The sequence below is a fragment of the Mesorhizobium sp. M5C.F.Ca.ET.164.01.1.1 genome (genome assembly GCF_004792125.1).
GTDB classification, from domain to species: domain Bacteria; phylum Pseudomonadota; class Alphaproteobacteria; order Rhizobiales; family Rhizobiaceae; genus Mesorhizobium; species Mesorhizobium wenxiniae.
In genome coordinates, this window is sequence record NZ_SRTG01000003.1 from 103,802 (window position 1) to 117,990 (window position 14,189).

Sequence of the window (14,189 nt, forward strand, 5' to 3'; positions counted from 1 at the left end):
GCTCTAGACGGCGACATGGCTCCACAGGCACAGACACCGAGCGAAGCGCTTTTCAGCGAACCTGGCACACGGGACGGGCGCCGGCTGCTTGCGCTGCCCGGCGTGGTGGCAATTGCCGGTGCGCTGGTTACGGCGGCGATCTCCTTCGCCATCCTCGTCGGCGCCACGCCGATCACGCCGGACGAGAGGACCACGCTGGCGCTTATCGCCCTCAATGCGGCGTTCATCCTGTTTCTGATCGCGCTGGTCGGCCGCGAAGTGCATCGTATCGTGATGGCGCGCCGGCGCGGCAAGGCGGCGTCGCGGCTGCATGTACGGATCGTGGCGATGTTCGCGCTGGTCGCCGCGATTCCCGCCATCATGGTGGCCATTATCGCCTCGATCACACTCGATATCGGTCTTGATCGCTGGTTCGAGATCCGCACCAAGACGATCGTCAATTCGTCGCTGTCGATCGCCGATGCCTATGTGCAGGAGAACGCGCGCAATCTCCAGGGAACGACCCTGTCGATGGCTTACGATCTCGACGCCTCCCGTGCGCTCTATGGCCTCGATCGAACCGGCTTCCTCGATCTCATGAACAAGGAAGCCGTCGGACGCTCGCTGGCCCATGCCGCACTGGTCAGGCCCGACGGTTCGTTCGTCATGAGCGCCAAGACCGACGCCGATTTTGCCATGCCGGAGCCGCCGGAAGGCGCCATGAGCAGTGCCGCCGACGGCAGGCCGGTGCTGATCGAGCCGAAGACGCGCAACATCATGGGCGCAATCGTCAAACTGCGCGAGATCGAAGGGCTCTATCTCTACACCATCCGGCTCGTCGATCCCGAGGTGATCAAGGCCCGGCAGATTGTCAGATCCAACACCGACGAATATCGCGGTCTGGAAGACAATCGCCGCACTTCGCAGGTGGCGTTCGCACTTCCCTACCTGTCGCTGACGCTGATCATCATTCTGTCCGCCATCTGGACCGGAATCGCCGTGGCAGACCGCCTGGTGCGGCCGATCCGCCAGCTCATCGGCGCGGCCGACGAGGTCGCGACCGGCAATCTCGACGTTGCCGTGCCGGTTCGGCCCTCCGACGGCGACGTCGCCTCGCTCGGCGACACCTTCAACAAGATGCTGCTGGAACTGAAATCGCAGCGTAACGAGATACTGTCCGCCAAGGATTTGATCGACGAGCGGCGGCGTTTTTCGGAAGCCGTGCTTGCCGGTGTCACCGCCGGCGTCATCGGCGTCGATCCATATGGCATCGTCGCCATCGTCAACCGGTCGGCTGAAACGATGCTGGCCATATCCGCTACCGCCGCACTCGGGCAAAACCTCTCCGCCGTGCTGCCGCATGTCGGCCGCGTCTTCGAGATCGGCCGCAAGTCGGGCAAGCCTGTCCACCGCGAGCAGGTGACCTTCTATCGCGCCGGTACGGAGCGGACCTTCAACGTGCAGATCACGGTCGAGGCCGGCGACGACGGTTCGGAGGAGAAGTCCTATGTCGTAACGGTCGATGACATCACCGATCTGGTCCAGGCGCAGCGTTCCTCGGCCTGGGCGGATGTGGCACGGCGCATCGCCCACGAGATCAAGAACCCGCTGACACCGATCCAGCTTTCCGCCGAGCGCATCAAGCGCCGCTACGGCAAGGTCATCACCGAAGACCGCGAGGTTTTCGATCAGTGCACCGATACGATCATCAGGCAAGTAGAGGACATCGGCCGGATGGTCGACGAGTTCTCCGCTTTCGCACGCATGCCCAAGCCCGAGATGAAGGCCCTCGATTTGCGCGAATCGTTGCGCGAAGCCTCGTTCCTCGTCGAAGTGAGCCGATCCGATATCACCTTCGAGCGCGTGTTCGGCAACGAACCGCTCAAAGGCACTTTCGACAGCCGCCTGATGGCGCAGGCTTTTGGCAATGTTATCAAGAACGCGGCCGAGGCGATTGACGGACTTGATCAAAAGGACCGCTCGCACGGCATAATCCGGATTCAAGCCGGGCGCCAGAATGGCGCGATTCGCATCGATGTCATCGACAACGGCAAGGGCTTGCCGCGCGAGAATCGCCAGCGATTGCTCGAGCCTTACATGACGACACGCGAGAAAGGCACGGGGCTCGGCCTCGCTATCGTCAAGAAGATAGTGGAGGACCATGGCGGCCGGCTCGAACTGCATGACGCGCCGGCGGATTTCCACGACGGGCGAGGCGCGATGATCAGCATCATTCTGCCGCTCGTCGCCACCGTGCCGTCGCGCGGCGAAGGCAAGACGGAAAACGAAAGAGAAACTGAAAAGGTCGGTAATGGCGTCTGACATTCTCATCGTCGATGACGAGGAAGACATCCGTGAACTTGTCGCCGGTATCCTAAGCGACGAAGGTCACGAAACCCGCACGGCATTCGATGCCGACAGCGCCCTGGCCGCGGTAGCCGACCGGGCGCCGAGGCTGATTTTCCTTGATATCTGGCTGCAAGGCTCACGTCTGGACGGACTGGCGTTGCTGGACGAGATCAAGACGATGCATCCGAGCTTGCCTGTGGTGATGATCTCGGGCCACGGCAACATCGAGACGGCGGTCTCGGCCATCCGCCGCGGCGCCTATGACTTTATCGAGAAACCGTTCAAGGCCGACAGGCTGATTCTCATCGCCGAACGTGCGATTGAAACCTCGAAACTCAGACGCGAGGTTTCTGATCTCAAGCTGCGCAGCGGCGAGACCTTCGACCTGATCGGCATGTCGTCGGCGATGAGCCAGTTGCGCCAGACCATCGAGCGCGTTGCACCGACCAACAGCCGCGTCATGATCATCGGCCCGTCCGGGTCGGGCAAGGAACTCGCGGCTCGCGCCATCCACACGCTGTCGGCGCGCAAGAGCGCACCATTTGTCACGCTGAGCGCTGCCAACATCACGCCCGAACGCATGGAGGTCGAGCTGTTCGGTACCGAATCCAACGGTGTCGAACGCAAGGTCGGCGCGCTTGAGGAAGCCCATCGCGGCATTCTCTACATCGACGAAGTGGCCGACATGCCGCGCGAAACGCAAAACAAGATTCTGCGCGTGCTGGTCGAACAGCAGTTCGAGCGGGTAGGAGGCACCAAACGGGTCAAGGTCGATGTCCGAATCATTTCGTCGACCTCGCAGAACCTGGAGGCGATGATCGCCGACGGTCGTTTCCGGGAGGATCTCTATCACCGTCTGGCGGTGGTTCCGGTCATGGTGCCGGGATTGGCCGAGCGGCGGGAGGACATCCCCTATCTTGTCGACAATTTCATGAAGCAGATCGCCCGCCAGGCCGGCATCCGGCCGCGGCGCATCGGCGACGACGCGCTGGCGGTGCTGCAGGCGCACAACTGGCCAGGCAACGTCCGCCAGTTGCGCAACAACGTCGAGCGACTGATGATCCTGGCGCGCGGCGACGATATCGATGCACCGATCACCGCCGATCTTTTGCCTGCCGAGATCGGCGATGTCATGCCGCGCACGCCCAACCAATCCGATCAGCACATCATGGCGCTGCCGTTGCGTGAAGCGCGCGAACAATTCGAGAAGGACTATCTGATCGCCCAGATCAATCGTTTTGGCGGCAACATCTCGAAAACGGCCGAGTTCATCGGCATGGAACGCTCGGCGCTTCACCGCAAGCTGAAGTCGCTGGGCGTCTGATAGCCAATCCATCATGGCCTACGCAATTATCGGTTACGGCGCCGGCGGAATCGCATAAGAAAGCGCTGCAGCGCCGCGGGTCTTTTGGGACACTCAAAGGACGCTGTAGCATTTTGATTTTTGCGCATGACCCCGAAAATCGATTGCGATTTTCGGGGTCATGCGCTGACTTCTCCAGGGGTGCCCTCATGCCGCGCATTGCCTATGTGAACGGGCGCTATGTCGCTCACGCCGACGCCTTCGTGCATGTCGAGGACCGTGGTTATCAGTTCGCCGATGGCGTCTACGAGGTCTGCGAGGTAGCGCGCGGCTTCATCGTTGATATGCCTCGCCATCTAGGACGGCTAAACCGCTCGCTGACCGAATTGTCGATCGACTGGCCGGTCACGCGGGGCGTGTTGCCGATTATTATGCGTGAGGTGGTTCGCCGCAACCATGTCACCGATGGCCTGGTCTATCTTCAGGTGACGCGTGGCGTCGCCAGCCGTGACTTTATTTTCCCGGCGGCGGGCACGAAGCCGTCGCTGGTGGTGACCGCCAGGAAAGCCGACCCCGCTGCTGCTGCGAAGAGAGCCGAAAGCGGAATCAAGGTTATCACCGTGCCGGAGAATCGTTGGGATCGGGTCGATATCAAGTCGGTCGGCCTGCTGCCAAATGTGCTCGCCAAGCAGAAGGCCAAGGAAGCCGGCGCCCAGGAAGCCTGGTTCGTCGATGCCGACGGCACCGTCAAGGAAGGTGGATCGTCGAACGCCTGGATCATCACCAGGGATGGTGTGCTGGTGACGCGTCCGGCCGAGCACGGCATCCTGCGCGGCATCACCCGCACCACGCTGTTCGAAGTGGCCGCCAAGCTCGGCCTGAAGATCGAGGAGCGCGGCTTTTCGGTCGCCGAGGCCAAGGCTGCGCGCGAGGTTTTCATCAGCTCCGCGACCACCATCGCCATGCCGATCGTGGCGATCGACGGCGCTCCCGTCGCCAATGGCCATCCGGGCTCGATAACACTTTCCTTGCGGCAAGCCTTTTTTGACGTTGCGGAAAAAAGTCCAGCCTGATAACCGCACAGGTGGAATGAACAACAATATATCTCGTTCTGCTTGTCGTTATTGACGGCAAGGTGGTGTTTGCGCGCTTGACACGTGCCGGGTAATTTGGCGCATTGAGGTGCAAACCGAAGGGGATCGGCGAAAGACAAGAACAATGGCGGAACGATCGCAAAATCTTCAGGACCTGTTCCTGAATTCAGTTCGCAAAAGCAAAAACCCACTCACCATCTTTCTCATCAACGGCGTGAAGCTGACCGGTGTGGTCACTTCGTTCGACAATTTCTGTGTTCTGCTGCGTCGAGACGGCCATTCCCAGCTCGTCTACAAGCACGCCATTTCCACGATCATGCCGAGCCAGCCGGTTCAGATGTTCGATGGCGAGGAAAGCCAGGGCGCCTGATTGGCACGTAAGAAAGACGCGGACCGCAGCGTTCGCGAAAAACCAGCATATCAGCCGGGGACGGAAGCCGAAGGCCCGACCCGGGCCGTGGTCATCGTGCCGGTGCTTACCCGCCAGCCGCGCGGCGACGAAGACACCAATCGTCCGCGCCTGATGCGTTCCGCCGAGGCCCGCCACGACGAAGCGGTTGGTCTTGCCCAGGCCATTGACCTCGACCCGATCCATACCGCGGTGGTGACCGTCAATGATCCGCGGCCCGCAACCTTGCTCGGCAGCGGCAAGGTCGCGGACTTCGCCGAGATCGTCAAGGAGGGCCGTGCCGAACTGGTTATTGTCGACCATCCGCTGACGCCGGTGCAGCAACGCAATCTGGAAAAAGAATTGAACGCCAAGGTGCTAGATCGCACCGGGCTGATCCTGGAGATTTTCGGCGAGCGCGCGCGCACCAAGGAAGGTACGCTGCAGGTCGATCTTGCGCACCTCAACTATCAGAAGGGCCGGCTCGTGCGAAGCTGGACCCACCTCGAGCGCCAGCGCGGCGGCGCCGGTTTCCTTGGCGGTCCTGGCGAAACGCAGATCGAGTCGGACCGCCGTGTCCTGCAGGACAAGATCAACAAGCTGAAGCACGAGCTGGAAACAGTGCGGCGCACCCGTGACCTGCACCGCGCCAAGCGCAAGAAGGTGCCGTTCCCTGTTGTGGCGATCGTCGGCTATACCAACGCCGGCAAGTCGACGCTGTTCAACAGGCTGACCGGAGCAGGGGTGCTGGCCGAGGACATGCTGTTTGCCACGCTCGACCCGACACTGCGTCGGGTGCGACTGCCGCACGGCACGCCGGTCATCCTTTCGGACACCGTCGGTTTCATTTCGGACCTGCCGACGCATCTGATCGCGGCCTTCCGGGCAACGCTGGAAGAGGTGGTCGAGGCCGATCTCGTCATCCATCTGCGCGATATTTCGGACCCCGACACGGCCGCCCAGGCCGAGGATGTCGAGCGCATCCTCGCCGATCTCGGCGTCGATGCCGACGACAGCAAGCGCGTCATCGAAGTGTGGAACAAGATCGACCGGCTCGATGAAGGCAACCGGGCGCGATTGCTCGCCGACGGCATCGACGGCAACAAGGCGCCGCCGATTGCCATATCGGCCGCCACCGGCGAGGGCATCGATGTGCTGAAGGCGAAAATCGAGACAAGAGTTTCAGGCGAACTGGAAACGCTGACCGTCACGCTCAAGCCTGACCAGCTTGGGTTCGTCGACTGGCTCTACCGCAATGGCGACGTCGTCTCGCGCACCGACAATGAAGATGGCGGTATAACCGTGTCGCTCAAAGCGACGCGAAGCGCACACGAAGAGATAGAAGCCAGATTGCATCGTAAGAACAACCGATAATTTCTGTTACTTCGCGCTTTTGGCTTGCTGCCAAAGCGCCTCCATCTCGTCGAGCGTCGCCCTTTCCAGCGTGTTTCCGGACGCTTCCAGCGCTTGCTCGACATAGCGGAACCGCGACCGGAATTTCTCGTTGGTGCCGCTGAGCGCCGCTTCGGAATCAACCTTGAGATGACGCCCGAGATTGACGACGGCAAACAGCATGTCGCCGAACTCGTCCTTGATCGAAGCTGTATCGCCCTTGGCAAGGGCCTGGCGCAACTCGCCGATCTCTTCCTCGATCTTGTCGAGGATCGGCGTGGCCTCGCTCCAGTCGAAGCCGACGCGGGCCGCTTTTTCCTGCAGCTTGAGCGCCCGGGTCAAAGCGGGCAGGGCGACCGGTACGCTGTCCAGAAAACCGTTGCCATGATCCTCAGGATCGTGCCCGCGGGCGAGGCGGGCGTTTCGCTTTTCCGCTTTTTCCTCGGTCTTGATCTTCTCCCACATGCCCTTGGCCATGCCGGCGCTGCGCGCCTTCTCGTCGCCGAAGACATGCGGATGGCGGCGGATCATTTTTGTGGTAATGGCCTGGACCACGTCGCCAAAGGCGAATTCACCGGCCTCCTCGGCCATCTGCGCATGGTAGACGACCTGCAGCAGGAGGTCGCCGAGCTCGTCGCGCAGATCGTCCAGGTCGCCGCGCGCGATCGCATCCGCCACCTCGTAGGCTTCCTCGATCGTGTAGGGCGCGATCGTCGAGAAATCCTGCTCGACATCCCACGGGCAGCCGGTTTCCGGCGCGCGCAGCGCCGCCATAATCTCGATCAGCCGGGAAATGTCTTTCGAAGGTTTCATCTGTCGACGCTATCGTGCAGCGATCACTCAGCCAATGCTGTCACCCGGCAAGGGCGCATTGTCCACAGTTGCCAGCGACGGTCGGCTCAATCGAGCACTGAGACGATCGCCTTGGCGAGCGCGTCCATGCCGTCCTCCGGCAGGCCGGCGACGTTGATGCGGCTGTCGCCGACCATATAGACACCGTGCTCGGCACGCAGCCGCTCGACCTGGGCTTCGGACAGGCCAAGCCGGGAAAACATGCCGCGATGGCTGGCGACGAAATCGAAGCGATCGGAATTGGACTGCCGCCGCAGCGCTTCGGCGAACTGCACCCGAAGCCGCAGCATGCGCAGGCGCATCTCCTCTAGCTCCGCTTCCCAGTCGGCGCGCAGTGCGGCGTCTTCAAGCACCATGCGCACCGCGGCCGCGCCGTGGTCCGGCGGCATCGAGTACATAGCGCGCGCCGCCGACAGCATCTGGCTCATTGCGACATCCGCCTGCGCGCTGTCTTTAGCCAGGATCATGGCCGCGCCGACACGGTCACGATACACGGCGAAATTCTTGGAGCAGCTCGAGGCAACCACCATTTCCGGAACTTTTTCAGCCAGCAGGCGCAAGCCGGTGGCGTCCGCGTCCAGGCCCTCGCCAAAGCCCTGATAGGCAATGTCGACAAAAGGCAGCAGGCCGCGCTCGATGACCAGGTCGGCTATTTCGGCCCACTGCGCGGTGTCCAGATTGGCGCCTGTCGGGTTGTGGCAGCAACCATGCAGCAGCACCACGTCGCCGCTCTTGGCAGTCGCCAGTGCGCTCATCATGTCCGCGAAGCGAACAGCACCTGATGCAGCGTCGAAGTAGGGATATTCGCGTATCTGCAAGCCGGCGGCGCGCATCACCGGCATGTGGTTCGGCCATGTCGGGTCCGACAGCCAGATCGTCGCGTCGGATCGCGTCCTCTTGAGCAGTTCGGCCACCAGCCGCAGCGCGCCGGAGCCGCCGGGTGCCTGCGCCGCGCGGATGCGCGAAAACTCGGCCGCAGGGCCAAAGACCAGCCCCGCCATCGCTGTGTTGAAGCCGGTATCGCCGGCAAGGCCGAGATAGGTTTTGGTATCCTGGCTCTGCAGCAACCGTTTTTCGGCTTCGCGCACGGCGCGCATCACCGGCGTCTTGCCATCGCGATCCTTGTAGACGCCGACGCCGAGGTCGACCTTGCCGGGGCGGGGATCGGCGCGATAGAGGCCGATCAAGGCAAGGATCTTGTCGGCTGGGGCAGGCTGGAGGTCTTCGAACATCGGCGCGGTTCCGTTGGCGGCGGAGTGATACGCAAATCGGCTGTGCTGCGCCAGCGGTTTCATTTGCACTGGGCTGAAAACCGCCAAACCAGGAGACAGGACGCAGAAATCCATAGCATGCCTCGAGGAAAGGCTCGCACGCGACGAAAGCCTTGACGGCACGGCTCGTCTACGCAGTTCTATGACACCAGCTTGAGGGCAGCAGACGGCAAGGCGGCGACAGGTTGCTGCTTCTTGCCGCCCCAACCGATCCGCGGCAGCCATTCGAGGTAATAGGCGAAGCCGAACTGCAGCGCGATGCCTGTCGAGATCAGGATCGCGTCGTAGAGGAGCCCGCCCGGGCTGACGACCTTCATGACCTGCGCGATCATGGCGAGGATCGTTCCGGCGATGAAGACCGGCAGCGAATGCTTGCCGAGAACCGCGAACGGGTGTCCGGGCCCGGTCTTCGCCAGATTGGAAAGCGCCGGGATCGCCACGATCAGATAGGCGATCGCCAGAATGTGCATGAGCCGCGACAGCGACAGGAATGTCTTGTCGAAGCCGGTCAGCACGGTAGGCAGGCCGGAGGCCGTCTCAATGCCCCACAGCGGCAGCCGCACCCAAATCAGCGCGCCGACCAGATACCCGACGGCCGCGCTCGCCATCATCCAGTTGAAGCGGATTTCGCCACCGCGCTTGACATGCAGCATGCCCGCGATCCCGATAACGAACAGAAACTGCCAGGAGAGCGGGTTCAGGAACCATAAGCCGTCGCCGGGATAATTCGAAGGCGCGATCTGGAAAATGCCGACGATGAGCCAGAGGAGAGCGGACGCAGCAAGCATCAGCCGCAGGCTGAACGTGCCGATCCACAGGAAAAGCGGCATCATCAGAAGTACGACGGCATACATAGAAAGAATGTTGTTGTAGCCGATCTGATGCCCGAGCGCGGCGATGCCGAGCAGCGCTTCCGGCGTGTCCTCGATGATCATTTGGATGTTGATCAGCTTCAAAAGATCGGGCCGCGAGAAATGCAATGCAGCCGCCGAGAAGATCGCCAGCGTCGCGACAGTGGTCATGACGTGGGTGACATAGAGGACACCGGCACGCCGCCAGGCTTTCAGGATGATGAGCAACCGGTTCCCCGGCTGAAACTTCAGACCGTAGGCGAGCCCAACGGCAATCCCTGAAACCAGCACGAAGGCTTCGGCCGAATCGGAAAAGCCGAAATTCTTGTGCGTGAAATACTCGAAGATCGTCCCCGGCACATGGTTGATGAAGATCGTCAGTAGCGCTAGCGCGCGGAAGACATCGATGCGGGTATCCCGCTGGGTTGGCACATTGTTTGTCATGTCGGATCGATAATTCGTTGAACGAAGCGGGCCCAAAGGGCTGTCGGCGAAGCGAAGTTTCGGCGGTGAATGTTTCCTGCCTATAACTCGCAAGTGCCCCGAAAAAGATGACACCTTCGCGATTTTCCGCGTCACAAATTAATTCAGGTATAAACATCGAAATCCCCGGTGGCGCTAAAACCGCGCGGCGAATTGTGGCGGCTAAGGGGAGGGCTGCTCGTTCGCGGACAAAGAAGCCGTACGCGCGATGCTTGCATTGTACCGTTGATGCCAGACCTTTCCGGATCGCAAAAAACTCAAAGAGCGGGATTAAAAACCTGCCATGCTCCGTAAACAGGACATGAGAGGGTCGATGCCACGCTTCGATATCATAGGACAGCTTGGTTCCCTGCGGCGCTACGCGCGTTCGCTGACGCGCGACAGCGCGGAAGCAGAGGATCTGGTGCATGACGCGCTGGTGCGTGCCTATGAGCGGCGCGGCACCTTCCGCTCCGGCGGAAACCTGCGCGCATGGCTGCTGTCGATCGTTCACAATGCTTTCATTGACGGTTTGCGGTCCCGCAAGTCTGAAGCGGTGCGCGTCGAGCAGACCGGATATCTTGTCGACGCCAGCCTGCAGGCTCCCCAGGAGCATTCCGTCCGCTTGGCGCAGGTGCGCGAAGCTTTTTTCAAATTACCGGATGAGCAGCGTTCGGCGCTGCATCTCGTCGCCATCGAGGGACTTACCTACAGCCAGGCGGCAGAGGCCAGCGGCGTACCGCTGGGAACGCTGATGTCGCGCATCGGCAGGGCGCGCGCGGCGCTCCGCGAGATGGAGGACAAATTGCCGGCACATGCGAAAAACCACCTCAAGATCGTGGGAGGCCCGTGATGTCTGTGATGAGCGAACTGTGCGACCCGGTGACCGATGCCGACCTCGACGCCTATGTCGACGACCAGCTGGACGTTGCCCGCCGCATCGAGGTCGAGGCGTTTCTTTCCGCCCGTCCGGAGGCGGCCGCTCGCGTGATGTCCGACCTCAGGACGCGCGACGAACTGCGGGTGGCGCTTGCCGGATCCAAGGGCATGGCGCGGCCGGCAACGGCCGACGCAGCACGGCGGCTGGAGCGGGGACTGGCCCGGGGTCGCGCCTTACGCACGTTGCAGCGGGCTGCGGCGGTCGCAGTCTTGGTGGCCGCGGGCTGGTTGGCGAACGGGATCGTCGGGCCGATATCGGTGACGAAAGTCGTCGCCTCGATCCAGCCGCCTGTCTATCTGGAGGAGGCGATCCGGGCACACAGGACGACGATCATGCGCGAGGCCATGTCATCCCAGCCCGAAGCGCCGGATTACGATGCGGACGAAATCCGCGCCGCCACGGCGATCGTCATGCCGTCGCTGCCGAAGGACTGGAAAGTCCGTGACGTGCAGATCTATCCATCGCAGTTCGGCCCGAGCGTCGAGATGGCTGTCGAAACAAGGGACCTGGGACTGGTCTCGCTGTTCGCGATCAGGCCCGGAATGTTCGACGTGGTCCAGCCGACCGTCGCTCCCTCGGGCGAAATTTCCTCGGCCTATTTCCAGATCGGCGAAGTTGCTTACGCAGTCGTCGCCCGACGCGGTGTCCGCGATCTCGATCGCACCGCAGAGACGCTCGCCAACACGCTTTACTGACCCTCACAAGGAGAACCTGCATGAACACCCCCAATCTAGGATACCGCACCGGCGTCGGAGTCCAAACCGGCGCCGTCTATGACGAAGGCCTGCGCCAGCACATGCTGCGCGTCTACAACTACATGGGAGTTGGCCTCGTCGTTACCGGCGTAATCGCCTTCGTGGTGGCTTCCACGCCAGCCCTCTACGTGCCGATCTTTTCCAGCCCGTTGAAGTGGGTGGTGATGCTGGCACCGCTCGCCTTCGTGCTGCTGTTCTCGTTCCGGATACAGACGATGTCCGCGGCCGGCGCTCAGGCGATGTTCTGGGCATTCTGTGCGGTCATGGGCCTGTCGCTGGCGTCCGTGTTCCTGGTGTTCACCGGGACCAGCATCGCGCGCACCTTCTTCATCGCCGCCACCATGTTCGGCGCGACCAGCCTTTACGGCTACACGACCAAACGCGACCTGACCCAGTTCTCGTCCTTCCTGATCATGGGCCTGATCGGGGTGGTGATTGCCAGCATCGTCAATATCTTCCTCGGCTCGACCGCACTTCAGTTCGCCATCTCGGTGATCGGCATCGCCGTCTTCATCGGTCTCACCGCCTGGGATACCCAGACGATCAAGGAGCAGTTTGCGGAAAACTTCGGTGCGGAATCGCAGCAGAAGCTCGCCGTCTTCGGTGCATTCTCACTCTATCTGAACTTCATCAACATCTTCCAGCTGCTGCTGAACTTCACTGGCGAGCGCGAATAGGCCCGTCAAATCAACTGCATGTCGCGGCAGCGGTTTTGGAGCCGCGACATGCATAAAACAGGGACTTAGAGCGTCGCGAGAATCTCTTGGACGCGGGGCGCGCCTGGACAACCGGAGTTGCTTCCATGGACAGGAACGACCAGCAGGCGATCGGGAATCTTTTCGAGAAACTTGCGAACGTCGAGCGACAGACGCCGGAGCCGCTTTCGGGCAATGATCGGCAGAGGGCAGGCGGCGGGTTCCTCGCAGGAGCCGCGCAGACTGCGATGGGCGTGGCTGGCGGTGTGCTTCTAGGCAACGCCATCACAGGCATGTTTGGCGGAAGCGAAGCGCAGGCAACCGAGCCGGCGGCGTCACAGCCAGACGAAGCCGCTGCCGACCCGGCAGGCGACGCCGGCTCCGATGGCGGCGGCGACTTTGGCGATATTGAATTTTGACACGAATGGAAAGCGCGGAGGGCGGTCTGATCAGGAAATCGGCCTTCGCGGGCAAGGGACAGTCACATCCCCTGCAACCAGATCGCATCAGACGATGACGCCTTCCTGTCACTGACCGGATCGCCCGAGTAGCCGGGTTCAAACTTGCCGGACGATGGTGCCGATCACATTGACGAGAAGGCGCGCGGCGGTCAGGGCCGACAGGCCGTCAATGTCGGCCGGAGGATAGAGCTCAACAAGGTCGAATCCTGCGATCCTGGCCCGCTTGCCGAGGCCGGCGATCAGATCGATCACCTGCGTGTAGGTGAGGCCGCCGGGCGTACGCGCCGCCACGCCCGGCATGATGCCGGGATCGAGGCCGTCGCAGTCGAGGGTGACCACGATCCGCGCTCCTTCCGGAACATGCCGGAGAGCAGCGTCGACGCCCTCGGCGTGAACTTCGCGGGCGGTTACGAAGCGGCTGCCATAGTGCCGCGCCGCTTCGATTTCGCTAAGGCGTGCGCTGCCGACGCCACGGATGCCGACCTGCACGATGCCGGCGACATGCGGCATCTCGCTCGCCCGGCGCATCGGGTTCGAATAGCCGTAGCGCTCGCCATGCAACTCGTCGCGCCAGTCGATATGGGCGTCGATCTGCAGGATCCAGATCGGCCCGTGATCCGCAAAGCCGGCGAGGAAGGGAATGGGCACGGAATCGTCGCCACCGAGCAGGATCGGTACGGCCGGCAATGCCAGGATCTCGCGCGTCTTCGCCTCGATTCGGGCCCGGTTGCCGGCATTGTCATGCATGGTGGTCGGGATGTCGCCGGCGTCGATGCAGCAGACCGGCTTGCCGTCGAATAGCGGGCCGCCGAGATCGAAATCCCAGTGCTCGACGAGCTCGGCATCGCCTTGGCTCGCAGCGCGGATGGCTTGGGCGGCCAGGGCATAGCCGCTGCTGTCCTTGCCCGGATAGGTGCTGCCGCGACCGGCTCCGAAGATCACTGCACGAGGCATCCGGCCATCGGCGAGGCGATCGGAAAAGCCGAGAAAGGGAGGCGAGGCGGTCATTTTTGATGGCCTGGATGATGGTTTAGCTGAAATTTCGGTGTTGAGGGCGCGCAGGATGGGATCGTTTGCAGTAGGGGCGAAATCCTATGCTAAGCCGTAAGCTGATTCAGTGTGGGCAGTGTGCTTCGGCGCCGCTTACGGCGGGAAGTGATACTTGTCCGAACCGTTTTCATGGATGTCTTGGAGCAACGTAACCGTAGCGCCGACGGGATAGAGGGGAAGGGTTGGCCCGGGAATCAAAATCGTCCGAGAGCCGTTCAATTGAACGAAATATCGTGCGCCACCTTCACCCGAAACGACAGAGATTACGGTTCCCGAAACTTCTGTTGTCCGGACAATTGCGCTTGAATTGCGCCCCATCCAAAAGGCGAGGGAGAAGGCGCAGGCAA

At 62.0% G+C, this 14,189-nt stretch carries 13 protein-coding genes; 9 read left to right on the forward strand and 4 right to left on the reverse strand.

Features of this window, described 5'->3' with window-relative positions:
- Nucleotides 1-15: 15 nt before the first annotated feature.
- The 5 genes from EN807_RS21420 (at nucleotide 16) to hflX (ending at nucleotide 6,487) form a co-directional block, all read left to right on the forward strand.
- Nucleotides 16-2,301, forward strand: coding sequence for a PAS domain-containing sensor histidine kinase (locus EN807_RS21420; RefSeq protein ID WP_189522529.1), 2,286 nt, complete (start codon nucleotides 16-18; stop codon nucleotides 2,299-2,301).
- The gene (locus tag EN807_RS21425) at nucleotides 2,291-3,652 is read left to right on the forward strand and encodes a sigma-54 dependent transcriptional regulator (protein ID WP_065008746.1); all 1,362 of its coding nucleotides are present in this window, start codon (nucleotides 2,291-2,293) and stop codon (nucleotides 3,650-3,652) included. Before EN807_RS21420 ends, EN807_RS21425 begins: the two co-directional genes overlap by 11 nt.
- A 188-nt stretch (nucleotides 3,653-3,840) precedes the next feature.
- The gene (locus EN807_RS21430; RefSeq protein WP_065008747.1) at nucleotides 3,841-4,704 is read left to right on the forward strand and encodes a D-amino-acid transaminase; all 864 of its coding nucleotides are present in this window, start codon (nucleotides 3,841-3,843) and stop codon (nucleotides 4,702-4,704) included.
- Nucleotides 4,705-4,849: 145 nt separating this feature from the next.
- A complete protein-coding gene (gene hfq, locus EN807_RS21435; RefSeq protein WP_006202172.1) occupies nucleotides 4,850-5,095 on the forward strand; it encodes an RNA chaperone Hfq in 246 nt (81 codons plus the stop codon).
- Nucleotides 5,096-6,487: a GTPase HflX gene (gene hflX, locus EN807_RS21440; protein ID WP_135936567.1), complete on the forward strand. Its 1,392-nt coding sequence runs from the start codon at nucleotides 5,096-5,098 to the stop codon at nucleotides 6,485-6,487.
- A 6-nt stretch (nucleotides 6,488-6,493) separates the two neighbouring features.
- Here hflX and mazG read toward each other — a convergent pair whose 3' ends face one another.
- The 3 genes from mazG to opgC all read right to left on the reverse strand — a co-directional run bounded on the left by mazG (nucleotide 6,494) and on the right by opgC (nucleotide 9,923).
- A complete protein-coding gene (mazG, locus tag EN807_RS21445) occupies nucleotides 6,494-7,318 on the reverse strand; it encodes a nucleoside triphosphate pyrophosphohydrolase (protein WP_135936568.1) in 825 nt (274 codons plus the stop codon).
- A gap of 86 nt (nucleotides 7,319-7,404) precedes the next feature.
- Entirely contained in the window at nucleotides 7,405-8,589 is a 1,185-nt protein-coding gene (locus tag EN807_RS21450) for an amino acid aminotransferase (RefSeq protein WP_135936569.1), read from the reverse strand.
- 179 nt (nucleotides 8,590-8,768) lie between these two features.
- Nucleotides 8,769-9,923: an OpgC domain-containing protein gene (opgC, locus tag EN807_RS21455; RefSeq protein WP_135936570.1), complete on the reverse strand. Its 1,155-nt coding sequence runs from the start codon at nucleotides 9,921-9,923 to the stop codon at nucleotides 8,769-8,771.
- Between the two features lie 322 nt (nucleotides 9,924-10,245).
- Here opgC and EN807_RS21460 point away from each other — a divergent pair, with 322 nt between their 5' ends.
- The 4 genes from EN807_RS21460 (at nucleotide 10,246) to EN807_RS21475 (ending at nucleotide 12,750) form a co-directional block, all read left to right on the forward strand.
- Entirely contained in the window at nucleotides 10,246-10,794 is a 549-nt protein-coding gene (locus tag EN807_RS21460) for a sigma-70 family RNA polymerase sigma factor (protein ID WP_135936571.1), read from the forward strand.
- Between the two features lie 8 nt (nucleotides 10,795-10,802).
- Entirely contained in the window at nucleotides 10,803-11,576 is a 774-nt protein-coding gene (locus tag EN807_RS21465; protein ID WP_135936734.1) for an anti-sigma factor, read from the forward strand.
- A gap of 20 nt (nucleotides 11,577-11,596) precedes the next feature.
- Complete coding sequence (locus EN807_RS21470) at nucleotides 11,597-12,313, forward strand: Bax inhibitor-1/YccA family protein (RefSeq protein WP_135936572.1); 717 nt, start codon at nucleotides 11,597-11,599, stop codon at nucleotides 12,311-12,313.
- Between the two features lie 125 nt (nucleotides 12,314-12,438).
- A complete protein-coding gene (locus tag EN807_RS21475; RefSeq protein ID WP_135936573.1) occupies nucleotides 12,439-12,750 on the forward strand; it encodes a DUF2076 family protein in 312 nt (103 codons plus the stop codon).
- Nucleotides 12,751-12,888: 138 nt separating this feature from the next.
- On the opposite strand, the gene EN807_RS21480 is transcribed toward EN807_RS21475, so the two are convergent.
- On the reverse strand, nucleotides 12,889-13,800 hold the full coding sequence (locus EN807_RS21480; RefSeq protein WP_135936574.1) for an agmatinase: 912 nt from the start codon (nucleotides 13,798-13,800) through the stop codon (nucleotides 12,889-12,891).
- Nucleotides 13,801-14,189: the final 389 nt, after the last annotated feature.